Annotated in this window: 22 protein-coding genes and 2 pseudogenes; 11 read left to right on the forward strand and 13 right to left on the reverse strand. The window is 65.9% G+C overall.

The annotated features are described in order from the left end of the window. The first annotated feature begins 1 nt into the window (after position 1). The gene (locus ACQ86E_RS19720; RefSeq protein WP_431201396.1) at positions 2-928 is read left to right on the forward strand and encodes a CobW family GTP-binding protein; all 927 of its coding nucleotides are present in this window, start codon (positions 2-4) and stop codon (positions 926-928) included. Between the two features lie 19 nt (positions 929-947). Here ACQ86E_RS19720 and ACQ86E_RS19725 read toward each other — a convergent pair whose 3' ends face one another. After that, positions 948-1325 carry a tautomerase family protein gene (locus ACQ86E_RS19725; protein WP_431201397.1) on the reverse strand — a complete coding sequence of 126 codons (378 nt, stop codon included), beginning with the start codon at positions 1323-1325 and terminating at the stop codon, positions 948-950. A gap of 175 nt (positions 1326-1500) precedes the next feature. Here ACQ86E_RS19725 and ACQ86E_RS19730 point away from each other — a divergent pair. Both ACQ86E_RS19730 and ACQ86E_RS19735 read left to right on the forward strand, forming a co-directional pair. After that, positions 1501-1608 (forward strand): annotated as a pseudogene (locus tag ACQ86E_RS19730) (TetR/AcrR family transcriptional regulator); the annotation flags it as partial. 124 nt (positions 1609-1732) lie between these two features. Then, positions 1733-2101 carry a TetR family transcriptional regulator C-terminal domain-containing protein gene (locus ACQ86E_RS19735; RefSeq protein WP_431201398.1) on the forward strand — a complete coding sequence of 123 codons (369 nt, stop codon included), beginning with the start codon at positions 1733-1735 and terminating at the stop codon, positions 2099-2101. On the opposite strand, the gene ACQ86E_RS19740 is transcribed toward ACQ86E_RS19735, so the two are convergent. The 7 genes from ACQ86E_RS19740 to ACQ86E_RS19770 all read right to left on the reverse strand — a co-directional run bounded on the left by ACQ86E_RS19740 (position 2098) and on the right by ACQ86E_RS19770 (position 8032). Further along, positions 2098-2571, reverse strand: a complete 474-nt coding sequence (locus tag ACQ86E_RS19740) for a hypothetical protein (protein WP_431201399.1) — start codon at positions 2569-2571, stop codon at positions 2098-2100. The two genes, ACQ86E_RS19735 and ACQ86E_RS19740, sit on opposite strands and share 4 nt — an antisense overlap. An 11-nt stretch (positions 2572-2582) precedes the next feature. Beyond that, positions 2583-3083 (reverse strand): hypothetical protein, encoded by a 501-nt coding sequence (locus tag ACQ86E_RS19745; protein WP_431201400.1) that lies wholly within the window; start codon positions 3081-3083, stop codon positions 2583-2585. A 202-nt stretch (positions 3084-3285) separates the two neighbouring features. Next, complete coding sequence (locus ACQ86E_RS19750; RefSeq protein ID WP_431201401.1) at positions 3286-4209, reverse strand: polysaccharide deacetylase family protein; 924 nt, start codon at positions 4207-4209, stop codon at positions 3286-3288. A 2-nt stretch (positions 4210-4211) separates the two neighbouring features. Further along, on the reverse strand, positions 4212-5021 hold the full coding sequence (locus ACQ86E_RS19755) for an ABC transporter permease (protein WP_431201402.1): 810 nt from the start codon (positions 5019-5021) through the stop codon (positions 4212-4214). After that, the gene (locus ACQ86E_RS19760) at positions 5011-5868 is read right to left on the reverse strand and encodes an ABC transporter permease (protein WP_431201403.1); all 858 of its coding nucleotides are present in this window, start codon (positions 5866-5868) and stop codon (positions 5011-5013) included. The genes ACQ86E_RS19755 and ACQ86E_RS19760 overlap by 11 nt, the downstream gene beginning before the upstream one ends. After that, complete coding sequence (locus ACQ86E_RS19765) at positions 5869-6918, reverse strand: extracellular solute-binding protein (protein ID WP_431201404.1); 1050 nt, start codon at positions 6916-6918, stop codon at positions 5869-5871. 1 nt (position 6919) lies between these two features. Beyond that, complete coding sequence (locus tag ACQ86E_RS19770) at positions 6920-8032, reverse strand: ABC transporter ATP-binding protein (protein WP_431201405.1); 1113 nt, start codon at positions 8030-8032, stop codon at positions 6920-6922. Between the two features lie 308 nt (positions 8033-8340). On the opposite strand from ACQ86E_RS19770, the gene ACQ86E_RS19775 reads away from it, so the two are divergent. The 4 genes from ACQ86E_RS19775 (at position 8341) to ACQ86E_RS19790 (ending at position 15076) form a co-directional block, all read left to right on the forward strand. Then, positions 8341-9036 (forward strand): GntR family transcriptional regulator, encoded by a 696-nt coding sequence (locus ACQ86E_RS19775; RefSeq protein WP_431201406.1) that lies wholly within the window; start codon positions 8341-8343, stop codon positions 9034-9036. Continuing rightward, positions 9012-9680: an aspartate/glutamate racemase family protein gene (locus ACQ86E_RS19780; protein WP_431201407.1), complete on the forward strand. Its 669-nt coding sequence runs from the start codon at positions 9012-9014 to the stop codon at positions 9678-9680. Before ACQ86E_RS19775 ends, ACQ86E_RS19780 begins: the two co-directional genes overlap by 25 nt. Positions 9681-9806: 126 nt before the next feature. Next, positions 9807-13112, forward strand: a complete 3306-nt coding sequence (locus ACQ86E_RS19785) for a carboxyl transferase domain-containing protein (protein ID WP_431201408.1) — start codon at positions 9807-9809, stop codon at positions 13110-13112. A gap of 95 nt (positions 13113-13207) precedes the next feature. Then, entirely contained in the window at positions 13208-15076 is a 1869-nt protein-coding gene (locus tag ACQ86E_RS19790; protein WP_431201409.1) for a sigma-54-dependent Fis family transcriptional regulator, read from the forward strand. Positions 15077-15253: 177 nt separating this feature from the next. Here ACQ86E_RS19790 and ACQ86E_RS19795 read toward each other — a convergent pair. Further along, positions 15254-15809: pseudogene (locus tag ACQ86E_RS19795) on the reverse strand (flavin reductase family protein). Positions 15810-15867: 58 nt separating this feature from the next. After that, positions 15868-16965 (reverse strand): LLM class flavin-dependent oxidoreductase, encoded by a 1098-nt coding sequence (locus ACQ86E_RS19800; protein WP_431206515.1) that lies wholly within the window; start codon positions 16963-16965, stop codon positions 15868-15870. Positions 16966-17184: 219 nt separating this feature from the next. Here ACQ86E_RS19800 and ACQ86E_RS19805 point away from each other — a divergent pair, with 219 nt between their 5' ends. The 3 genes from ACQ86E_RS19805 to poxB all read left to right on the forward strand — a co-directional run bounded on the left by ACQ86E_RS19805 (position 17185) and on the right by poxB (position 20562). Then, on the forward strand, positions 17185-18099 hold the full coding sequence (locus tag ACQ86E_RS19805) for a 2-dehydro-3-deoxygalactonokinase (RefSeq protein ID WP_431201410.1): 915 nt from the start codon (positions 17185-17187) through the stop codon (positions 18097-18099). A gap of 13 nt (positions 18100-18112) precedes the next feature. Beyond that, positions 18113-18745 (forward strand): 2-dehydro-3-deoxy-6-phosphogalactonate aldolase, encoded by a 633-nt coding sequence (locus tag ACQ86E_RS19810; protein ID WP_431201411.1) that lies wholly within the window; start codon positions 18113-18115, stop codon positions 18743-18745. 80 nt (positions 18746-18825) lie between these two features. Then, positions 18826-20562 carry a ubiquinone-dependent pyruvate dehydrogenase gene (poxB, locus tag ACQ86E_RS19815; RefSeq protein WP_431201412.1) on the forward strand — a complete coding sequence of 579 codons (1737 nt, stop codon included), beginning with the start codon at positions 18826-18828 and terminating at the stop codon, positions 20560-20562. Here poxB and ACQ86E_RS19820 read toward each other — a convergent pair. Both ACQ86E_RS19820 and ACQ86E_RS19825 read right to left on the reverse strand, forming a co-directional pair. After that, positions 20559-20924 (reverse strand): hypothetical protein, encoded by a 366-nt coding sequence (locus ACQ86E_RS19820; protein WP_431201413.1) that lies wholly within the window; start codon positions 20922-20924, stop codon positions 20559-20561. The genes poxB and ACQ86E_RS19820 overlap by 4 nt on opposite strands. A 67-nt stretch (positions 20925-20991) precedes the next feature. After that, positions 20992-21900, reverse strand: coding sequence for a PaaI family thioesterase (locus ACQ86E_RS19825; protein ID WP_431201414.1), 909 nt, complete (start codon positions 21898-21900; stop codon positions 20992-20994). Positions 21901-22035: 135 nt separating this feature from the next. Here ACQ86E_RS19825 and ACQ86E_RS19830 point away from each other — a divergent pair, with 135 nt between their 5' ends. Then, complete coding sequence (locus ACQ86E_RS19830) at positions 22036-22356, forward strand: hypothetical protein (RefSeq protein ID WP_431201415.1); 321 nt, start codon at positions 22036-22038, stop codon at positions 22354-22356. 40 nt (positions 22357-22396) lie between these two features. Here the strand turns inward: ACQ86E_RS19830 and ACQ86E_RS19835 are convergent, their stop codons facing one another. Further along, positions 22397-23866, reverse strand: coding sequence for an amidase (locus tag ACQ86E_RS19835; RefSeq protein ID WP_431201416.1), 1470 nt, complete (start codon positions 23864-23866; stop codon positions 22397-22399). Positions 23867-23912 lie beyond the last annotated feature (46 nt).

A 23912-nucleotide genomic window follows, 5' to 3' on the forward strand; every position in this document is an offset into this window, starting at 1 on the left:
CATGCCGGTCCCCATTCTCCTGGTGACGGGCTTTCTGGGGGCCGGCAAGACCACGGTCGTGAACCATCTGCTGGCGCATGCGGAAGGCCGCCGCATCGCCGCGGTGGTCAATGATTTCGGTGCGATCAACATCGATGCGGAGCTGATCGCGGGCGCCAGCGATGGCGTGGTGAGCCTCGCCAATGGCTGCATCTGCTGCTCTCTCGAAGGCGATCTGCTCCGCACGCTCTCGACGCTGCTGCGGCGCGATCCGAAGCCGGAGTATATCGTCATCGAGACCAGTGGCGTCGCCGATCCCGCCGATATCGTTCGCAACCTGATGGACCCGGTGATCCTGCGCGAGGCACCGCTGGAAACCGTGCTCTGCGTGATGGACGCGAGCACGCCGCCGGCTGCCCTGGACGACGCGCTGATGCGCTCGCAATTGCGCGTTGCGGATATCGTGGCGCTGAGCAAGCTGGATCTGGCGGAGGCGGGCGCGGGTGAGCGGCTGCGTGAAGCCATCCGCGCGCTACGCGTCCCCGCCGTGGTGGTCGATGCGAAGCACGGCGAGATTCCATCCGCGCTGCTGTTCCCCACGACCGTCGATCGCGCGCCGGCGCCGCGGGAGCCGGGGCCGAAGCGCCCGGCGGAGGAACGCTTCGAGACGCTGAGCTGGACATCGGACCAGCCGCTCTCGTTGCCGCGCCTGCAGCAGGCGATCGGTCGCCTCGCGCCTAAGCTTGCGCGCGCAAAAGGCCTGTTCGAGACCGTCGAGCAGCCGGGACGCCTGATGGTGTTTCAATTCGCCGGCGGCCGCGCCACCCTCGCGCCCGGCGATGCGCCCGCCCCTGGCGTGCCGCGGGCGCGGATCGTCTTCATCGCTGAACTCGGCGTGCTTTCGAAAGCCGAGCTCGACGGTGTCATGGCTGCTTGCGTTGCGCCGTGAAGTGACGGCCGGCGCGGCTTCACGCAAACTGCGCGAGGCCGTGGCCGACGGACCAGTTCTCCGCGGGGGCATCGAGCACGTTCACGAACACGTCCTCGGGGCGGATGCCCGGGTCGTCGCCGAGCAGCTCTGCGATCCGGCGGTACAGCGCCTTCTTCTGTTCCGCGGTGCGCGTCGCAAACACGGTGATCTGGATCAGCACGGCGTCCTCGCTGCGTTTGACGCCATAGGCATCGCCGCAGCGGAAGTTTGCCGGCGAAAGCTCGCTAATCGTCATGAACTCGTCGCCTTCAGGCACGTTCAGCGCCTCGCGCATGGCGCGATAAAGGCCGTCGAGGATCGCCTGACGGTAGGCTTCCGGCTTTCCGGCGCGCATCGAGATGTGAAGGAGAGGCATCGCAAGACCCTTTGCATGCTGTCCGACCGGACAAGGCAAATCGCCCGCGCCGGCGGTTCAACCCATTGACGAAACGGGCTATCAATCCCAACTAGTTTTTAACACGATGTCCAGAAAACACGTTCTTGACGTCGTGTCAAATACTTTAGGCCAACATCCACTCTAGGAATCCACATTGAGACCGCGCGAGTTCGACCATGATGACGTCCTGCGCGTCGCGTTCGACCAGTTCTGGCGCAAGGGCGTACGCGGCAGCTCGCTGTCGGACATCGCGCGCGAAGCCGGTGTCCAGCGCGGCAGCCTCTACAATGCCTTCGGCAGCAAGGAGGCGCTGTTCCTCCAGGCCTATGAACGCTACGCGGAGGGATTATCTCCTCGCCCTGCAAAAAGCGCTGGGTGCCGGCAGCTTGCGCAAACGTCTCACCGCGTTCTTCGACCTGACCATCACCAATTTCCGCTCCGGCACGCCACCCCGGGGATGTCCGACCACGCGCGGCCTGATGGAGCTCGGTGCGGTCGAAGGCGAGGGGCTGGATGAAGAAGCGCGCCGGGCCTTCGCGGACCTGATCTCGCGCATCACCGCGCTGGTCCAGGATACGTTGTCGGCAGGCGCCGAGCGCGGCGAATTCAGCGGCAATTCTGCTGCCGCAGCGCTGCACATCATCACGGTGACGCGCGGCCTCGGGGTGCTCGAACGTGCCTATGGCGACGAGCCGCAACTGCGCAAGATCGCTGCGCACACGATCGATCTCGTGCTCGGCAAGAAGGGCGGCTAGCAGACTGCGAGCGCGTTGACCGCCCGCGTCGTCGCAACTTCGTTTTCGTTGCCGACGAATTGGCAGACGACAGATTCGAGTTCCCCCGGCCGCTTGCCGCGGGCGACCGCGAGCAGTCGCATCAGTTCCGCCTCGTCCTTCGACAGGCGCCGGCAGGACGGCGGCATGAAGCAGAGATCGCAGGGCCGGCCGCTGCGCAGGATCCTGACAAGCGCGGCCGCCCGCGCGACCAGTAGCGGGCTGTCGGCAATGCCGGGCGCCTCGTCGGCAAACCGATAGGCCGCTTCCCAACAATCGGAGGCGCCCGTCGCATAGGCGGCGGCGATGAAGCGGAACAGCGACAGCGCAACGCGGCAGAAATCATCGTAGTTCTCGACGCAGGGGCGCGTCGCAAGCACGGCCTGGAGCGGACAGAGCCGCGACTTGCCGTCGTCCGGGCCTGGCATAAAGCCGCACGCATCCTGCGTCATGAAGGATCTCGTCAGTGCAGGGTGGGGCTTCCGACCAGCCAGCTCTTCATCGCCATCGTCCGGCCATGGTCGAAAGACCGAACCTGCCGGTCGGGCAGGATGAGACCGGCCATGCGGAAGATCGTTGCAAGCCCCCGGACCGGCGCCAGCGCCCAGTCGGCGCCGACAGGTGGAAGCCAGCTCTCGAATTGCGCGCGCGCAACATCGATGCAGTCCTGCTGTGCCGCGGCGATGGCGTGCAGGATCCCGCGCTCGCTGTCCGACATCTTCGGACAGGTCGGGCAATGAACCTCGATGGCCGTATGCGCCGTGCAGGCAAAGATCTCGATGATGGAATCCAGCGAAGGCACGGCATCGCCGATGCGAAAATAGTCATACACCTCCTGGATATCGGCCGCCGTCGGTACGGCGCCCCCGCTGCGGGCCTTCGCCCGAAATCCCCAGATGAACAATCGCTCCGCAGCGCTCAGCGCGGGAAGATCGAGCGGTTTGGCGTATGTCGATTGATGCATGGAGCCTCGGGTTGCTGGCTGCGCTCATGCCCCGGCTGGCGCAAAATTTCTGCGCCGATCGTTCCGCCATGGGCTGGTGCAAGTCAACGTGGGGAAGGCCGATATCGAGGTCTTCTAGATTCGTAGAGATGTGAATGTCGACGAGTTCTAAAATGCGCTCACACGAACGCGACCTCGATTTCCTCGTAGGTCTGGGTAGGTTTCATGACCACGGTCCGTGCAGCTCGTCGCTGACGACCTCGCGAAAATGCGCCGCGATGTCGGTGCGCGCCGCGATCCAGACGCGGCCGTCGAGCCGCGCCAGCTCCGCGAGAATGGCCTTCACGGCGCGGAAGCGCGCGGGCCGGCCGCAGATGCGCAAGTGGAAGCCGATCGACAGCATCGAGGATCGGCCGCGCCCGGCCTCCTCGACCAGCGTCGCGAGCGCGGCACTGACATAGTTCGAAAAGTCTTCCGGCTGCACGAAGCCGTTGGGGTGGAAGAACTTCATGTCGTTGGTGTCGAAGCCGTAGGGCAGGATCAGCATCGATCCCTTCGGCGTTCGGCTCCAATAGGGCAGGTCGTCGTCCAGCGCGTTGGAATCGTAGGCGAAGCCTAGCTCGGCCAGCAGATCGCGGGTCCACGCGCTCTGGCTGCCGCGCGTCATGAAGCCGACAGGCGTGACGCCGGTTGCGAGGGTGATGACGTTGCGCGTCCTCTCGAGGTCGCGGCGCTCGGTCTCGGCATCGCCGTAGAGCGCGTGCGGCAGCCAGCGCCAGCCGTGCACGGCCGGCTCGTGTCCGGCCTCGGTGACGGCGCGGGCAAGGTCCGGCACGCGCTCGACCGCGCGGCCGCACATCATGAAGGTCGAACGCACATTGGCCTCGGTGAAAGCGTCGAGGAAGCGCCACAGCCCGGCCCGCATGCCGTAGTCGAACACTTGCTCCTGCACGAGATCGCGAACTCCCGGCGGGGATGTCGAAGCGACCTCGCCATAGCGCTCCGTCTCGGCATCGCCCTGCTCGACGGCGAGCTCCGCGCCCTCCTCGAAGTTCACCACCAGCGACACCGCGACGCGGGCGCCATTGGGCCAGACGATATCCGGGCGTGCCCGGCCGTATCCGCGCAGGTCGCGTTCGATCGGCATGATCAGCGCTTCCCGATCTGGCGGCTGACGCCGCCGAAGATCTCGGCACAAACGAGGCCGGCGAGTGTCACCAGTACGATCACGCCGGAGACGGCGGCAACGCGCACATCGAGGCTGCCTTCGAGGATCGCCCAGAGCTTGATCGGCAGCACCTCGGTGCGCGCATCCGCCAGGAACAGCGACACCGGAACATTGTCGAACGAGGTCAGGAATGCCACGAAGCAGCTCGCGACGATGCCGCGGCGGATCAGCGGCAGCGTGATCCGGCGGAAGGTGTACCAGCGGCTTGCGCCGAGGCTGAGCGAGCAGGTGATCAGCACCGGATTGAGCTGCTGCACCGACGCGCCGACCATCCGGATCACGAACGGCACGCAGATGATGGTGTGGCCGAGCACCAGCGTTGCCGCCGAGAGGCGGATGCCGAGCAGGTTGAAGACCAGCAGCAGCGACAGGCCGAAGGCCATCGCGGGCAGCACCATCGGCGACATGAACAGCGCATCCAGCGCCCGCGCCATCTTCAGCCGGCTGCGGGCGAGCCCAAGCGCCGCCGCGCCGCCCAGCACCGCGGAGAGTACCGTCGCGGCCGCCGCGACCTTGAGGCTGGTCAGCGCAGGTTCCACGATCTCCTGCGATTGCAGTAGCTCGACATACCAGCGCAGCGACCAGCTCGGCGGCGGGAACTTCAGCGTGATGCCTCCGGTGAAGGAAATGACAAGGACGACCAGCGTCGGTGCCAGCAGCAGCAGCATGCCGAAGCAGGTGATGGCGCCGATGACGGTCGAATAGGTCCGATCGATGAGGCTACGCTGCATCGACGCCTCGCACGAAGCGGCGCGACAGCGCGCCGATCGCAAACACGATGCCTGTCACGGCCAGCGTGAAGATCAGCGACAACGCCGCGGCGAACGGCCAATCCTGCACGCCGACGGCCTGCTGGTAGATGTAGGACGGCATTAGGATGATGCGCCCGCCGCCGACCAGCGTCTGGGTGATGAAAGCGGTCGCGGCCGCAGCAAAGACGAGCAGCCAGCCGGCGATGGCGCCCGGAAGTGTCAGCGGCAGGATGACGGTGAGGAAAATGCGCGCGCGGCTTGCACCCAATCCCTCCGCCGCCCGGGTCAGATTGCCGTCGAGCCGCAGCAGGCTGTTGATGACAGGCAGTGCCATCAAGGGGAGCTGGATCTGCGTCAGCGCCAGAACCATGCCCTCCCAGGTGTAGAGCAGCCGCGCCGGCGACTGCCAGAGCCCCAGCGACAGCATCGCCGAGTTGACGATGCCGTCGCGGCCGAGAATGACGATCCACGCAAAGGTACGCACCACCGTGCTGGTCAGGAGCGGCAGCATGATCAGGAAAGTGATCAGGGTGCGCATGAGCGGGCCGCTCGCGACATAGACCAGCGCGAGCGGATAGGAGAGGACCAGCGTTGCCAGAGCAACCTCCGCACCGAGCCACAGCGTATCCGACAGCACCTTGATGCTGAATGGGTCCGACAGGAATCGCAAATATTGCAGAAGCGACAACTCCGCGAACTGCGGGGTCCGGAACAGGCTGATTGCGACGAGCGCGGCCAGCGGCAGCACGAAGGCCGCAAGGAACACCACCGCCAGCGGAACCGCCGGCAGCAACTGTCTTGATGCATTCGTGCCGGCCGGAGTCATTTAGATCTTCACTTCCTTGCTGAAGCGGGTGATCCATTCGCCGCGCAGCGACTGGAATTTGGTCCAGTCGAGCAGCACATTGTTTGCGACGAGGTCGTCGACGCTCTTGGCGACGGTGAGGTTCGCACCGGTCAACGGCACCTTGGCGTTGGTCGGCATCATCACCCATGGCGCGGCTTCGATGCCCTTTTGCGTGTCGACTGACATCACCGTGTCGAGATAGTCGAGCACCAGCTTCGGGTCCTGGTTGTTCTTCACGATCTGCGCGCTGGTGCGGATCACGACGGCGCCGGACTTCGGCTTGGCGAAGGCGATGTCGACGCCCTTGGCAGCGAGCAACGCCACGTTGTTCCAGAAGTTGAAGGCGATATCGATCTCGCCCTGCTGGAACAGGGCAGCCAGCGCGCCGGGCGAAGCCGCGATCGCGCCGACATTCGGCAGCAGCTTCTTGATGGCCTCGAACGCCGGCTCGATGTTGGTCTCGGACCCGCCGTTGAGTTTGGCGATCTCGACCATGAAGGCAGTGCCGAGGCTGGAGCCAAGTCCGGTGATGCCGACGCGCCCCTTGTATTCCGGTTTCCACAGGTCCTCCCACGAGGTCGGCGGCGTCGTGATTTTCTTCGGATTGTACGCGATGCCGATCAACTGACAGGTGATGACAGGCGCGTAACCGTCAGGATGACGGAAGGCGCTTGGAATGTTGGTATAGGACTTCGACTGCTCGACGGGGAATTTCTCCAGCACGCCGCTCGCGATCGCCGGGATCAGAGGGCCCTCGTCGAACAGCACGACGTCGAACGGCGGCGCGTTGCGCGAGGCCTGGATCTTGCCGATCTGGTCGACGCCGAGCAGCGGGGTGAAGGTGACGCTGCTGTCGCTGGCCTTCTTGAAGGCCGGCCCGACCACCGAGCGGAAAGCTTCGTCGAAGCTTCCGGGATAAGTCGTCGCCACGATCGAGGTACCGGCGCGCGACGACCACGGCCAGCCGATCCCTGCCGTCACAAGTGCGGCCGAACCTGATGTGAGCAGCGATCTCCGGGATAGGCTCATGTCAAACACTCCTCTGCTGATGCTTTGAAAAATCGTCGATCGGCGTGCTGAAAACGCTGATGCGCGACGTATCGGAGATCGCGAGCCAGGCCGTTTCGCCCGTCTGCGCCTTCGCGATGCCGGCGGCGCGTGCCTGACTGATCTTCACGGCCTCGCCGCTCGCGGTGACGCCTTCGGTGACGCTGACGGCGCCGAGCGGCACCGTGGCGCGGATCGTGACGGGAATTGCGCCCGGTTGCTTTGCGGCGCCGAACGCGATGTTCTCCGGCCGCACCGAGATCGTCACGGGCGTACCGCGCCTGCGCTGCGCGGATCGTCCGAGGTCGATCTCTGGCCCGGAGTCCAGAAGCACGCGGTTCGCCTCGGTGACGGTGCCGCGCAGCAGATTGGTGTGGCCGATGAAGCTCGAGATGAAGAGGCTCGCCGGGCGATCGTAGAGCGCATCCGGGCTGTCGATCTGCTCGACGCGTCCCTTGTTGAGCACGACGATGCGGTCGGCCATCGACAGCGCCTCCTCCTGGTCGTGCGTGACGAGGATGGAGGTGACGCCGAACGTCTTCAGCAGGCTCTTGATCTCGATCTGCATGTCGAGGCGCAGATTCTTGTCGAGCGCGGAGAACGGCTCGTCGAGCAGGACGAGGCCCGGATCGATCGCGAGCGCGCGCGCCAGCGCCACGCGCTGTTGTTGTCCGCCCGAAAGCTCTCCGGGTAGCCGCTGTGCAAACGACGTCATCTGGGCGAGGCCGAGCATTTGCTCGACCTTTGTCGTGACCTCGGCGCCCGGCCTCTTGCGCGCGCGGAGCCCATAGGCGACGTTTTCGAACACGCTGAGATGGGGAAACAGCGCATAGTTCTGGAATACCATGCCGATGCGGCGTCGGTTGGCGGGGATGTGCTCCACCCGCGCGCCGTCAAAACGGACTTCACCCTTGGACGGGCGCAGGAAGCCCGCGATGATCTGGAGCATCGTGGTCTTGCCGCAGCCGGACGGCCCGAGCAGGGCGATCAGCTCGCCGGCCGCAACAGTGAGATCGATCTCGTCCAGCGCGACCGTCGCACCGAATGCGTGGCCGATGCCCTTCAGATCCAGCGAGTGTCCGCGTGCATCACTCAACGCCAGCTCCATCCTTCGCGTTGTCCTCCGTGAGGGGATAGCAATCGGCGTGCCAGCGTAGTTCGCCTGCTAAGGTGTTGCAGACGCTGCAATAATCGTTAGGCGCCAAAAGTTGGCGCCAATATATTGGCTATATTGTAAACATTATATCGGCTGGTTTGTGCAAAAAATGGGCTGCGGCTACATTCCGGAATCCTGTAAAAACGACGCATGAAGCGAACCCGCCCCTCAAGCGCAAGCCGAAGCGACCAGCGCCGAAACCCAGGGAGTCCGATGCCGTCGATCCGCGCAGCATCGACGACGATCCCGTGGTTCAGGGCATCCTGACCGCGATCAGCCAGAAGCGACTCAAGCCGGGCGCCAAGCTCGGCGAGGACAAGCTCGCGGCGGCGTTCGGCACCACGCGGATTCATATCCGGCAGGCGCTGGCGCATCTGGCGTCGCGCAAGGTCGTGATGCAGATTCCGAACCGCGGCGCGTTCGTGTACAGGCCGAGTTGGGAGGAAGCCCGGGACATCTTCGCGGCGCGACGTCTTATCGAGACAGCAACCGTCGCCGCGGCGATTGACCGGCTGGACAAATCAGGCAAGGCCGCGCTGAAGGCGCATATGGAGCTCGAAGCGCGTCACGACCGCAACGACCGCTGGGCCTCGCTGTCGCTCACGGCGGAATTCCACATCCTGGTCGCCAAGCTTGCCGGCAACCAGGTGCTGCTGGACATGTCGCGGGAACTGATGCTGCGGACGTCGCTGGCGATCGCGACATTCGAGCAGCCTGGCGAGCCGGATTGCTCGCCCGACGCGCACCCCGACATCGGCGCGCTGATCCTCGCGCGCGACAGGGCCGGCGCGGTCCACGCCATGCGCCATCACATCGAGGAGATGGAGCAGCGAATCAAGCCGACGGAGGGCGAGGACGAGGTCGACGAGCTCACCGCGATCTTCCAGGAAATCGGCGCGCGTGCGCGCGGGCGGATAGCATGGCCGGCCGCCGCATCCTCCTGATCAATCCGAACAGCAACGAGGCGACGACCGCGATGATGGTCGCCATCGCGAAGTCCGTCGCTGCGGACGGCTTCGACGTCGTCGGCGCAACGGCGACGCGCGCGCCGAAGATGATCGTGTCGGCAGAGGCGCTGGAGGCGGCTGCACCTGAGGTCGAAGAGATTGCGCTGGCCAGCAGTGCCGGCTGCGACGGCATCATCGTCTCGGCGTTCGGTGATCCCGGCCTCGCCGGGATCAAGGCGGCGATGAATTTGCCCGCAGTCGGCATCGGCGAGTCGTCCATGCTGGCGGCTGCGAAGAATGGCCGCCGCTTCGGCGTCGCGACCACGACGCCGAAGCTCAAATCAAAAATCGATGCGCTGCCGGAAGCGCTGGGATTGCGATCGCACTACACCGGCACCCGCTTTGCCGAGGGCGATGCGCAAGAGCTGATGCGCGATCCGGCGCGGCTGTGCGAAGCCCTTGCCGGTGCGGTCGAGGCCTGCATCGCGCAAGATGGCGCCGAGGCCGTCATTGTCGGCGGTGGGCCGCTCGGCGAGGCCGCGCGCGAGCTGCAGCCGATGTTCACCGTCCCCGTCATCGCGCCGATTCCGTCTGCCGTGGCGCGGATTATACGCCTCATCAGGGCGCACGGGGCCGACTGATATTCCGGCCGACGGGAGCGGTCATCGCCGCCGGCGTCCCTCCCTTGACGACCGCAGTCAAAGCGAAGATGCAGGATCATCGGACCTGCCGCCCCTGCGTCTCGCGGCGGGCATGGAGATCGCTGCATGTCGTTCAAGAAGCTCCTGATCGCCAATCGTGGCGAGATCGCCATCCGCATCGCACGCGCAGCGGCCGATGCAGGCATCGCTACGGTTGCCGTCCACCCCGCGGATGACGCGCTGTCGCTGCATGTTCGTGTTGCCGACGAGGCGGTCGAAATCCCCGGCCGCGGTGCGCGGGCCTATCTCGACATCGAGACGGTGGTGAAGGCGGCCGGGAGTGCCGGCTGCGATGCCGTGCATCCCGGCTACGGCTTTCTCAGCGAGAACGCGGCATTCGCCAAGGCTTGCGCGGAGGCAGGCATCGCCTTCGTCGGACCAAAGGTGACGGCGCTCGAGCTGTTCGGCGACAAGGTCGCGGCGCGGCAATTGGCAAAGCGCTGCGGCGTGCCGATCATCGCCGGCACCAGCGGCCCGTCGAGCCTCGAGGAGATCACCGCATTCTTCGAATCCCTGGACAAGGGCGCCGCGATCGTGATCAAGGCGATGGCCGGCGGCGGCGGCCGCGGCATGCGCGTGGTGGAGAACGCAGGCGATCTCGCCGAAGCCTATGCGCGCTGCCAGTCCGAAGCCAAGGCGGCATTCGGCTTCGACGGCGTCTATGCCGAGCGTCTGATCCGGCAGGCCCGCCACATCGAGGTGCAGATCATCGGCGACCGTCATGGTGCGATCTCGCATCTCTGGGAGCGTGAATGCACTATCCAGCGCCGGCACCAGAAGTTGGTCGAGGTGGCGCCGAGCCCGTCGCTGAGCGAGTCCTTGCGCGGCCGCATCATCGAGGCGGCGAAGCAACTCGCGGCTGCGGCGTCGTATGACAATCTCGGCACGTTCGAGTTCCTGGTCGACGGCACGGCCGAGGACAGCTTTGCGTTCATCGAGGCCAATCCGCGGCTCCAGGTCGAGCATACCGTGACGGAAGAAGTGCTTGGGCTCGATCTCGTCCGTGCCCAGCTCGCGGTCGCATCAGGCGCGACGTTGGCCTCGCTCGGCCTGGCGCAGGGCTCTATCCCAAAGCCGCGCGGCTATGCGATGCAGCTCCGCGTCAACATGGAGACGCTGGACGCCACAGGCGCGACGCATCCGACCGGCGGTGTGCTTGCTGTGTTCGAGCCGCCGTCAGGGCCCGGCGTCCGCGTCGATAGTTTTGGTTACGCCGGCTACAAGACCAGCGCGGCCTTCGACTCGCTGCTCGCAAAAGTCATCGTGCATACGCCCGGCGAGGCCTGGCATGATGTGGTCGCCAAAGCATCGCGCGCATTGCGAGAATTCCGGATCGACGGCGTCGTCACTAACGTTGCGTTCCTCCAGGCGGTGCTCGCGCATCCCGATTTCAGGACCAACCGCATCGCGACCGACTTCATCGATCGCAACATCGCAAAGCTCGTCGAGGCCGCCGATGGCGCGGCCAAGCCGTTGTATTTTGCCCCGACTGAGCGCAGCAGCGCTCACGTCACTGAGGCGCACATCGCGCAGGTGGTGCCTGAAGGCGCACTGATGGTCGCTGCGCCCTTGCAGGGAACCATCGTCACGGTCCAGGTGAAGGAGGGCGAGATTGTACGCCCCGGCCAGCAGCTCGCCGTGATCGAGTCCATGAAAATGGAGCATCTGGTCATGGCCGAGCAGGGCGGCCGCGTCATGAAGCTCGTCGCCGGCGACGGCGTCACCTTGATGCATGGCGAGCCGATCCTGTATCTGGAGCCGCTCGATGTCGCGGCCGACGCGTCGGCGGCGGAGGCAGAGATCGATCTCGACCACATCCGTCCTGATCTGGCCGAACTGATCGCGCGCCAGGCCAACACGCTCGATGCCAACCGGCCGGCCTCGGTCGCGCGCCGCCGCAACACCAACCAGCGCACCGCGCGCGAAAATGTCGCCCAGCTCGTCGACGATGGCTCGTTCATGGAATATGGCAGCCTCGCCATCGCGGCGCAACGCCGCCGGCGGAAGGTCGACGATCTCATCAAGAACACGCCCGCCGATGGTCTCGTGATGGGCGTTGCGACGGTGAATGCCGATAAGTTTGGCGCTGAAAGCGGCCGCTGCATCGTCGTGGCCTATGACTACACCGTGCTCGCAGGCACGCAAGGCCACATGAACCACAAGAAGATCGACCGCATGCTGACGCTGGCGGAAGACTGGCGCGTGCCGCTGGTGTTTTACGCCGAGGGCGGCGGCGGCCGGCCCGGCGACACCGACCGGCTCGGCATGACCGGCCTCGACGGTCCGTCCTTCGTGCAGTTCGCACGGCTCTCGGGCCTCGTGCCTGTGATCGGTGTGGTCTCCGGCTATTGCTTTGCCGGCAACGCCGCGATGCTCGGCTGCTGCGATGTCATCATCGCAACGAAGAACGCCTCGATCGGCATGGGCGGCCCGGCGATGATCGAGGGCGGCGGGCTCGGCGTCTACCATCCGGCCGAGGTCGGCCCGGTCTCCTTCCAGTCGCCCAACGGCGTCATCGACATCCTGGTCGAGGACGAGGAGGAGGCGACGGCCGTTGCGCAAAAATACCTGTCCTACTTCCAGGGCGCGGTGACGGAGTGGCAGGCCGCCGACCAGCGTCTGCTCCGCCGCGCGATCCCCGAGAACCGCCTGCGGGTCTACGACATCCGCCACGTGATCGACCTCGTCGCGGACAAGGACAGCGTGCTGGAGCTGCGCCGGGAGTTCGGCGTCGGCATGGTCACCGCGCTGATCCGGATCGAGGGCAAGCCGTTCGGCCTGATCGCCAACAATCCGCGACATCTCGGCGGTGCGATCGATGCCGACGCCGGCGACAAGGCCGCGCGCTTCCTGCAACTCTGCGACGCGTTCGACCTGCCCATCCTCTCGCTGTGCGACACGCCCGGCTTCATGGTCGGTCCCGAAGCCGAGAAGACCGCGATCGTGCGCCACGTCTCGCGCATGTTCGTCACCGGTGCGAGCCTCACTGTGCCGCTGTTCGGCATCGTGCTGCGCAAGGGCTATGGTCTCGGCGCGCAGTCGATGATCGGCGGCGGCTTTCACGCCTCGTTCTTCACCGCGGCCTGGCCGACCGGCGAGTTCGGCGGCATGGGCCTGGAGGGTTATGTCCGGCTCGGCTTCCGCAAGGAAATGGAGGCGATCGCCGACCCCGAGGAGCGCGAGACCTACTACCGCAACAAGGTCGCCGAGCTCTACGCCAACGGCAAGGCCGTCTCGATCGCCTCGGTGTTCGAGATCGACAACGTCATCGACCCCTCCGAGACACGGCGCTGGATCATGGCGGGCCTGCGCTCGGTGCCGAAGCCGGCGCCGAGGACGGAGAAGAAGCGGCCGTGCATCGACACGTGGTGAGCGCAGTGCAGCAATAGCTGCGTCCCGGTTCCCGATTGACATCCCCGCCTGTGGTGCCAGACTTTGCACAATAATACAGGGTGGAGACGTCCGCGATGGCCAGCCTTTCGGCCTCGAACCATGTCGCCCGTGTCTTGTCGGTCGCCAATCAGGTTACAGACCGCTTGGCCGACGTCGATGCCTCGTCGCGCATCGCCAGTTCCTGGCGGCGATGTGTCATCAGCCACAAGCTCGATCCGGCCCGCCAGGGCCCGCCGCAGACGCTGACCGAAGCAGAAATCCGCCACGTCGCCGAGCCCTTGGAGGAGACGATCAGGTTCGTCACGCCCGAGCTCGATGATCTCGCCCGCGTGCTGCGCGACGCCGGCTATTGCGTCAATCTGGCTGATGCGAACGCGACCATGCTGTTCAGCCGTCTGCCGGGCGAGGCCGACGCGAGACTGTTCATGGACTGGAAGATCTATACCGGCTCGAACTTCTCCGAGGCTTTCGAAGGCACCAACGGGCTAGGCACCGCGCTGGCCGAGCAAAAGCCGATCCTGGTGCATCGCGACGAGCATTTTCGCGCGCAGTGGCACATGTTCTCCTGCGCCGTGGCGCCGCTGTTCGACCAGGCCGGCCGGCTCGCCGGCGCCGTCAACATCACCTCATGCCGCGAGGATCTCGAACGTACCGCGCACCAGCTCGCGCTCGCGGTGACCATGGAGGCGACCCGGCGGATGGAGGGCGCTATCTTCCGCGGTCATTTCCGCAACGCCTGGATCGCCACCGTGCCGGGGGATGGCGGCAGCGGTCTGCTCGCCTATGACGACGACCGGCGCATCGTCGGCGCCTGCCGCTCAGCCCGGGCGCTCCTGGGCCTCACCGACGGCCTGATCGCATCCGGCATCGACCTGTCGCGCTATGTCAAGTTCGACCATCACGCCGTGCGTGGCGCGGACGAGACTGTTGAGCTGCGCCGTGCCGATGGCCGCGCATTGGGGCGGGGACACGTCGCGCCGCCGCTGCGCGCGAGATCGCCCGCGCCGCGTCGTGACGCGCCGATCGATCGCTACGACGCGATGCACCGGCTCGCCGGCCGCGACCCCGGCCTGATCAAAAGTGTCAAGCGGCTGCGGAGCATCGGCGATCACAATCTGCCGGTGCTGCTGCATGGCGAGACCGGCGTCGGCAAGGACGTATTCGCGCACGCCATTCACGCCGCCAGCAGCCGCGCCCGCAACAACTACGTCGCGCTGAACTGCGCGGCGATGCCGGAGAGCCTGATCGATGCCGAGCTGTTCGGCTACGAGGCCGGCGCCTTCACCGGCGCGCGGCGCGACGGTTCGAAGGGCCTGATCGTGCAGGCCGACGGCGGCACGCTGTTCCTCGACGAGATCGGCGACATGCCGATCGCGCTGCAGACGCGCTTGCTTCGCGTGCTCGAAAACCGCGAGGTCTGGCCGCTCGGTGCGCTGAAACCCGTGCCCGTCGATATTCGCCTGATCAGCGCCACCCATCGCGACCTCGGCCGCATGGCGGAGCAGGGCACCTTCCGCGCCGATCTCTACTTTCGCCTGCGCGGCATGGAGGTGCGATTGCCGGCTTTGCGCGATCGCGCCGATCGCGACGACATCATTCGCCAGATCGCGCGCGAGGAGGCGCCGGACTGCCGCTTGTCGGACGAGGCGTGGGGGTTGCTCTCGGCCTATCCCTATCCCGGCAACATGCGCCAGCTCCGCCACGTGCTGCGGCTTGCCGGCTGCACGGCGGAGGATGGTGTCATCACCGATGCCGATCTCGACCTGCCGCCGTTCGGCGGGCGGACGGCGGAGCCGGGTCTCGAGGCGGCTGAGCGGAGGACGATCGTCGAGGCATTGCGCAAGCATGGTGGCCGGGTGACGGAAGCGGCGCGTGCGCTGAAGCTGAGCCGCGCGACGCTGTATCGGAAGATCAAGCTGCTGAAGATCGAGACGGCACAGTAGGCGCTCTTTCTTCCCCTCTCCCCTTGTGGGAGAGGGGAGCTCGCTGCGTAGCGGCGAGACGGGTGAGGGTCTCTCTCCACGAGTCCAACTCTCACCTGAGCCTGCGGAGACATACCCCTCATCCGGCGCTTCGCGCCACCTTCTCCCACAAGGGGAGAAGGGAAGATAATGCGCCGCTTACGAAAAATCACTCCAGCTCAGATGCCGCGAGATCGCGGTCGCCGACCGTCACGGTGCCGCGGATTTCCTGAGGCACGTGGAAGCTGCTGCGCAGATAGACGAGCGGCGAAGCCCCGTCGAAATGCGACACGCCGCGAACCTCGCCCACGAAGATTGAATGCGTCTTCGTTTCGAACTCCTGCGCCAGCACGCAGTCGAACGCGGCGACCGCATCCGTCAGCACCGGTGCGCCGGTCGTGCCGCGCGTCCACTGGCCGAAGGCAAAACGGTCATCGCCGTTGACGCCTTTCTGGCCGCTGAAGGTCAGCGCCAACGCCGCGTGGTCCTCGTGCAGGAAGTTGATCGCAAACGCGCGTTCCTCGCGGATGCGCGCATGCGCGCTGGCGTTGCGATTGACACAGACGATCAGCGACGGCGGATTGTCCGACAGCGAGCAGGCCGACGTGACCGTCAGTCCCGTGCGCTTGCCGTGTTCGGCGCCTACCGTGACCAGCGCGACGGCACCGGCGCATTGGCGCATCGCCTGCTTGAAATCCTTCGCGTCCACGCTCACGCCAAAAATCTCCGAAATGAATGCGGGTGCGGCACGATCGCGCCGCACCCGTATCAGGTCAAGCCGCCTTCTTCGCGGAGCCGAGATGCTTCAGGCGCGGCATCACCTCGTTCTTGAGCAGCGAGAGCGAGTGGTGCCAGGCTTCCGGCTTGTGCTTGTAGTCGAAGCCGAACACGCAGAGCACGCCGAAGCCGCCGACCTCGTCGTAGATCTTCTCGATCTTCTCGGCGACGGTTGCCGGCGAGCCGACGATCCAGTTCCGCTTGGCGCAATATTCGACGGTGACGTCGCTATCGGGCACGTCGGGCGCGTGCTTCAGATAGTCTTTGAAGCCGAAATGGCCGAGCAGCGGCAGGAAGTACTCACCCATCATCCGGCCCATCATGTCGCCGGTCGAGAGCTTCCAGGCCTCCTCGTCGGTGTCGGCGACGAACACCTCGCGCACGAGGCGCCAATCCGCGCGGTTCGGCTTGCGCCCGGTCTTGGCGGCGCCGATCTCGACCGAGTCCCAATGGCTGCCGACATAGGCCGGGTTGAGGTTGAGGCTCATCGGGATGAAGCCGCGCTCGCCGGCAAGCTTCAGCGTGTCCGAGTTCTTCGACAGGCCGGCGACGCCGATCGGCGGATGCGGTGTCTGCAACGGCTTGATGTGCGGCTTGAGGAAGTCGAACATCGTGTCCGGCTTGGTCACCGTCCAGAACTTGCCCTTGTAGGTCCAGGGCGCGGGATCGCTCCACATCTTCAGGATGATCTCGAGCGCCTCGCGGGTCATGTCGCGGTTCTGCCCGCTCATGCCGTCGACGTTGAACATCGCCCAGTCGCTCGGCAGGCCGGATGCGGCGACGCCGAAATTGAGCCGGCCGCCGGAGAGATGGTCGAGCATGGCGACGCGGTTGGCGAGCTCGGCCGGGTGATGGTAGGGCAGCAGGAACCCGCCCGGTCCGATGCGGATATTCTTGGTCTGCATCAGCGCCTGCGCGATCAGCAGGTCGGGGGTAGGATTGGGTTCCCAGGGCGCGGTGTGGTGCTCGCCGATCCAGGCTTCCTGATAGCCGAGCTCGTCGAGCCAGCGCAGGACCTGCAGGTCCCAATCGTGTCCTTCCTTCAGGCCGCACTCCGGCGGATGCGAAGGCATCGTGAAATAGCCGATCTCCATGGGTTTCCTCATCTGATGTTGACGCGTCTTGCTGCGCGGTTCACGGACGTGAGCGGAAGGCAATTCAGCAAGCGCTGTGCCAGCGCGGCGGGCGGCTCAGACTTGCGAGAAAGCGCTGGTTTGCGGCGGCAATTGCCGATATTCCGGGGCGGATTTGCAAGCCGCCGTCTCATTGTCGCGAGACGCCGTCTTGCCGGTGAGACGAGGACACACGTCGAGATGACCGAACCCGCCTATGTCGCGGTGGACTGGGGCACCAGCAGCTTCCGGCTGTGGCTGGTCGATCGCGCCGGCCAGGTGCTGGCGGCGCGACGCAGCGACGAGGGCATGCTGGCCGCGGCGAAGGTGGGTTTTGCCGGCGTGCTGCAGTCGCATCTGGCGGCCGTCGAGGCTGCCGCAAAGCTGCCGGTTCTCATCTGCGGCATGGCCGGAGCCAAGACCGGCTGGGTCGAGGCCGGCTATGTCGACACGCCCGCGCCGCTCGCTGCCGTCCTGAAGCAGGCCGCGCGCGTGCCCGGCGAGGCGCGCGACATCCGCATCCTGCCCGGCATCGCGCAGCGCGACGCCAACGCACCTGACGTGATGCGCGGCGAGGAGACGCAATTGCTCGGCGCGCTCGGTCTCGATGCTGCCGGCGAAGCGCTGGTCTGCATGCCCGGCACGCATTCGAAATGGGTGCGGGTGAAGGACGGCACCGTCGCGCATTTCTCCACCTTCATGACCGGCGAACTCTTCAGCGTGGTCTCGCGCGAGACGATCCTGTCGCTCGCGGTCGCCGGCGCCGATGACGCCGAGGATGTCGCGAGCTTCAAGGCGGCGGTGAAGGCCGCGTATGACGCTCCGGCCTTCGCGGCCAACCTGCTGTTCGGCGCGCGGTCGCGGCAGCTCTTGTTCGGCGGCACCCCGGCCGCCGCGCGCGAAACGCTGTCAGGCACGCTGATCGGCGTCGAGCTGGCGGCGGGGCTTTCGGGCACGGTGCCCAAAGCCGGCATCACCCTGATTGCATCGGGGCGGCTTGCGGCGTTGTACGGGCTGGCCTTCGATGCGTTGTCGGTGGCCGTGAATCCGATCGATGCCGACGAAGCCGTCCGCCGCGGCCTGTCGATGGCGGCGGCCGCGATCTGGACGACATAGAAGGACACCGAGCATGAGCGTTCCCTTTCCGCCGATGAAGCGACCGCTGGTCGCGATCCTGCGCGGCATCAAGCCCGCGGAGACCGAGGCCATCGTCGGCGTACTGATCGAGGCCGGCATGACCGCGATCGAGATTCCCCTGAACTCGCCCGATCCGTTCCGCTCGATTGCCACCGCCGCGAAGCTGGCGCCATCAGGCGTGCTGATCGGCGCAGGCACCGTGTTGACCACCTCGGATGTCGATCGCCTCAACGACGTCGGTGGCAAGTTGATGGTCTCGCCGAATGTGGATACCCAGGTGCTCACGCGAGCGCATCAATACGCCATGGTGACGTTGCCGGGCGTGTTCTCGCCGACCGAAGCGCTGCTCGCGGTGCGCTCCGGCGCCTCGGGCCTGAAGTTCTTTCCGGCCAGCGTGCTCGGCGCCTCCGGCATCGCCGCGATCCGCGCCGTGCTGCCACCAGGCGTGCTGATCGCCGCCGTCGGCGGCGTCTCCGACCAGAATTTCGCGGAGTACATCAAGGGCGGCGTGACTGCGTTCGGGCTCGGCTCCAGCCTCTACAAGCCCGGCATGTCGGCCGCCGATGTCGCGGCGCGCGCCAGGTTGACGATCGCGGCCTACGATCGGGCGATTGCGAAAGACTGACGCAGCAATAAACAAGCCGTGATCTGGTCGCCGCCGCGCGTTATCCTATCTTGCGTGACTCGCGGAATCAGGAGACCGACATGGCGATCAACAACGTGGCCGAACTGTTCGTGGCAACGCTCGAACAGGCCGGCGTCAAGCGCATCTACGGCATCGTCGGTGACAGTCTGAACGCGTTCACCGAGGCGCTGCGCCGCCGCGGCACGATCGAATGGATCCATGTCCGGCACGAGGAGGTTGCGGCGTTCGCAGCCGCCGGCGAAGCCGAGATGACCGGAAGCCTCGCGGTTTGCGCGGGCTCGTGCGGCCCCGGCAATCTGCATCTGATCAACGGCCTGTTCGACGCGCATCGCAGCCGCGTTCCCGTGCTGGCGATCGCGGCACAGATCCCCTCGGCCGAGATCGGCGGCGGCTACTTCCAGGAAACCCATCCGCAGAACCTGTTTCGCGAATGCAGCCATTATTGCGAGATGGTTGGGGATCCGAGCCAGCTGCCTTACGTGCTCGAGAATGCGATCCGCGCCGCCGTGGGCCTGCGCGGCGTCGCGGTCGTTGTCATGCCCGGCGATGTCGCATTCCGCGATCCGCCGAAGCGTGCGCTGTCGACGGCGCGCGGACTGGCGCTGATGCCGCCGAAGGTGGTGCCGCAGGCCGACGAGTTGAAGGCGCTGGCGGATCTGCTGAACGGCGCCGAGCGCGTCACGCTGTTCTGCGGCCGCGGCTGTGCCGGCGCGCATGCGCCGCTGATGCAGCTGGCAGAAAGCCTGAAGAGTCCGATCGTGCATGCGCTTGGCGGCAAGGAGCATGTCGAGTACGACAACCCCTACGACGTCGGCATGACCGGCTTCATCGGCTTCTCCTCGGGCTATGCCGCCATGCACGCCTGCGACGCGCTGGTGATGCTCGGGACTGATTTTCCCTACAAGCAGTTCTTCCCGACCGACTGCCAGGTCGCGCAGATCGATATCCGCCCGGAGAACCTCGGACGGCGATGCAAGATCGATCTTGGCCTCGTCGGCGACGTCAAGCTCACCATCGAGGCGCTGCTGCCGCTGCTGAAGAACAAGACACAGCGCAAGCATCTCGACGACGCGATCGCGCACTACAAGAAGGCGCGCGAGGGACTCGACTCGCTCGCGAGGGGTACGCCGGGCTCCAAGCCGATCCATCCGCAATATCTCGCAAAGGTCGTCAGCGACCACGCCTCCGACGATGCCGTGTTCACTGCCGATGTCGGCACGCCGACCGTGTGGGCCGCGCGCTATCTCGACATGAACGGCCGCCGCCGGCTGATCGGCTCCTTCGTGCACGGTTCGATGGCGAATGCCATGCCGCAGGCGATCGGCGCGCAGGCCGCCCAGCCCGGCCGTCAGGTGATCTCGCTGTCGGGCGACGGCGGCTTCACCATGCTGATGGGCGACCTGATCACGCTGACGCAGATGAAGCTGCCGGTGAAGGTGGTGGTCTTCAACAATGGCGTGCTCGGCTTCGTCGCGCTGGAGATGAAGGCCGCGGGCTTCGTCGATACCAATGTCGACCTGGAGAATCCTGATTTCGCGGCGATGGCGCGCGCGATGGGCATTTTCGCCAGGCGCGTCGAGGACCCCGGCGAACTTCCGGGTGCGGTGAAGGAGATGCTGGCCCACGACGGACCCGCATTGCTCGACGTCGTCACCGCCAAGCAGGAGCTGTCGATGCCGCCGACCATCACGGCCGAGCAGGTCAAGGGCTTCAGCCTGTGGGTGCTGCGCGCCGTGATGAGCGGACGCGGCGACGAGGTCATCGATCTCGCCAAGACGAATCTGCTATCGCGCTAGCCACGCTTCACGGATGGCACCGTCAGTCGCTCATGGCGGCGCTGGAAGCGTTGCCAGTGCAGCACGATCCCGATCAGCAGCGCCGGCATGAAACCGAGCGCGATCAGGAAATGCGGCAGCGGCGCCCGCGAGATGAACGCGATGGCGATGTCGGATATCAGCCAGAGCGCTGCGAACATCACCGCAAAATCCAGTCGCGGGCAGCGCAGATAATAGAACACGGCGGTGATGACGATGGCGGGCCCGATCGCGATGCCGATCATCACCGCCGTCAATTCCTTGGGCGTCAGCGCATCGAGCACCATCGATGCCAGCAGCCAGAGCGCGGCGAACATGGCGATGATGTCGAGCGGATGCCGCAACCCAATACCTCTCGCAGAAAGCGCGCTATCGTTGTGGCCCGGTCCCCGGTCGTCAAGGGAAAATAGCCTATTCCTCGTCGTTTCCGGGCGTCGGCCGCAGCATGAAATGACCGAAGGCGGAGGCGATCGGCTTGTTCGCATCGTCCTGCCAGGCCCGCGCCTCGAAGGCGACGATGCGCCGGCCCTGCTTCACGATCGAGACGTTGGCGAAGGTGTCGAGCGCCCTGCCGGAGCGGAGATAGTTGACGGTGAGGCCGATCGGCTTGGGCAGCGCGGCGATGCCGAGCTCGCGCCTCACGCCGAAAATCGCGGTGGTTTCGAGGAAGGCACCGGTCATGCCGCCATGGATCGCGGGCAGGATCGGATTGCCGATGATCTGCGGCGAGAACGGCATCGTCAGCGTGCCGTCGTCGTTGACGCGAATGCCGAGGGCGCGCGCGAACGGGCTGCTCGCGAACGGACCGCCGGGATCGTCCGGCGCCTCCAGCGTCTGGATACTGCGCGAATCCATCCTACGGTCTGCCAGCATGTTGGTGCGGTTGGCGCCGATCATGAAGCAGGCGGTCGCGGTCGCGACCGGATCGTCCTCGGACTCCTGATAGGCGGTGGAGCGCACGAAGGCAATCGAGCGCGTGGTGCGGTAGCAGACCGAATGCGCCTTGATGTCGAGACCGGGCGTGGCCGGCTTCTGGTAGTCGATGCGCAGATCGAGGGTTGCGATCGCGCTCGTGCCGTCGAGCGCAAGTTGCACCGCCATGCCGCAGCTCTCGTCCAGCATCGCGGTGACGACGCCGCCATGCAGCACGCCGGTCTCGGTGTCGCCGACGAACACCGGGCGGTAGGGCAGGCTGGACCAGGCCTCGGCCGGTGCGAAACGGTCGAGCTGGAGCCCGCTGATATGGCCATAATCGGAGCGGCGGCCCTTGATGGCCTCGGCGAGTTCCTCGAAAGGAAGCGTGGCAGGCGGAATGGACATGATGACGTTCTAGACCAGCGGCCCGCGCGGTGCAAAACCCCGAATGCGCCTCGCACGGCCGGTTTTGCCTCGACACGGCGGGCCGAAGCAACGATGGTGGCGCCTGATTTGTTCGACTAGCCGCGAGGAGTGCCCATGGCCGACCCCGAAACGCCCGCCACCAGCCAGGGGCCCGTCATCATTTCGACCTCCAGCTCCGAGCGGGCGCCGATCATCTATTTCGACGGCGCCTCCTGCTTCGGCCATCACAACGGCGCGATCCAGATCGAGCTTGCCGCGAACCTGCTGATGCCGGTCGGCGCCGCCGTCAGGGTCGATGTGGTCCAGACTGCGCACTTACGTTGCAGCGTGGCCGCGGCGCTTGCCCTGCGCGAAGCGCTCGACAAGGCGCTGGCGATGTTCAAGATGGGACAGCAGCAGCCGACGGCGGAGGAAATTCCGACGGTGAAGAACTAGGTGAGAGGCGCGATCGCGTCTCAATGCGATCGCCGTTCCCTCAGCTCACATGCACCTTCGGCTTCCTGCCATCGTTCCACTTGCCGTCGAGCGCGCGCTCGATCTGGGCGGCGAGTTGCAGCAGGAGGCCGTCATTGGCCTGCTTGCCGATCGCCTGGATGCCGAGCGGCAGGCCGTGATCCTGTGTCGCCATCGGCATCGAGATCGCCGGCATGCCGCAGAGATTGGCGAGCGGGGTGAAGGCGAAGAAGCGCCAGAGATTGCCGAACCAGTCGAGCACATCAGGGTTGTCGGAAATGGTGAGATATTCCCTGGTGCCGACCTTCGGCGTCGGCAGCGCCGTGATCGGCGTCAGGATCACATCCCACTGCTCGAAGAACGCGCCGAAGCCGCGCGAGGTCGTGTTGAACACGCCCTGCATCTTTGCACGTTCCGCGAAGCTGGTGTGGCGGCCGGCTTCCCAGATCCGGATGTTCATGGGCTCGATCAGATCTTCCGGCGGTCTTTCCAGCCCGCGTGCGGCGAGCATGTTGGAGATCACCACCGCGAAATTCGAGATGTAGCACATCGTCTGAGCCTCGAACGCGGCGCGGAAGTCGAGTTCGGGCAGCGCGTAATCGACGTGATGGCCGAGACCTTCGAGGAAACGGCCGGTCTTCTCGAGCTCGGCGGCGATCTCAGGCGTCGCGGTGTAGTCGCCCCAGGTGTGCGACAGCGCGATTCGCAGCTTCGACGGATCGCGCTTGATCATCTCCGAATAGGGCTGCGCCGTGGTCCAGAACGGCATGAACTCGCCGGGCGCAGGTCCGCGGGCGTGATCGACGAAAGCAGCGGTGTCGCGCACCGAGCGCGACTGGCAGCCCTGGATCGAGACGAGGCCGGTGAGATCCGACATGTGCGGTGCCAGCGAGAACACGCCGCGCGACACTTTCAGGCCGATATTGCCGTTGACCCCGGCGGGAATGCGGATCGAGCCGCCGCCGTCGGTCGCATGCGCGATCGGCACCACGCCGGCCGCGACCATCGCGGCGCTGCCCGCCGACGAGCCGCAGGTGGTGTAGTCGGTATTCCAGGGATTGCGCGTGACGTACACGGCGGGATTGTCGGCCGAAGAGCACACGCCGAATTCCGGCGTCGTGGTCCGCCCGATCAGGTTCAGGCCGGCCTGACGGAGTTTTCCGGTCAGGAACGTGTCGGCGGCGGCGCGATTGCCGCGCATCAGCAGCGAGCCCATCTCCTGGAGGCGGCCCTTCATGGTCGGCCCGAGGTCCTTCATCAGGAAGGGCAGGCCGGCGAACGGGCCGCCGAGATTGGCGCCGTCCTTGGCCGGATCGGCGATCACGTCCTCGAACAGCTCGACCACGCCCGACAGCGCCGGATTGACCTTGGCCACGCCTGCGGCGGCCTGGCGCGCCAATTCCTTCGCCGTCAGCTCACCCTTGCGGACACGCGCCGCCAGCCCAACGCCATCGTGCTGCGCCCATTCGTTCCAGCTCATCGGCAAAGTCATGAAGTCATAATCCCTTGAGGTGCGGCATCACCTTTTTCGCAAGGGC

This window comes from Bradyrhizobium betae (genome assembly GCF_050632175.1).
GTDB lineage: Bacteria > Pseudomonadota > Alphaproteobacteria > Rhizobiales > Xanthobacteraceae > Bradyrhizobium > Bradyrhizobium betae_B.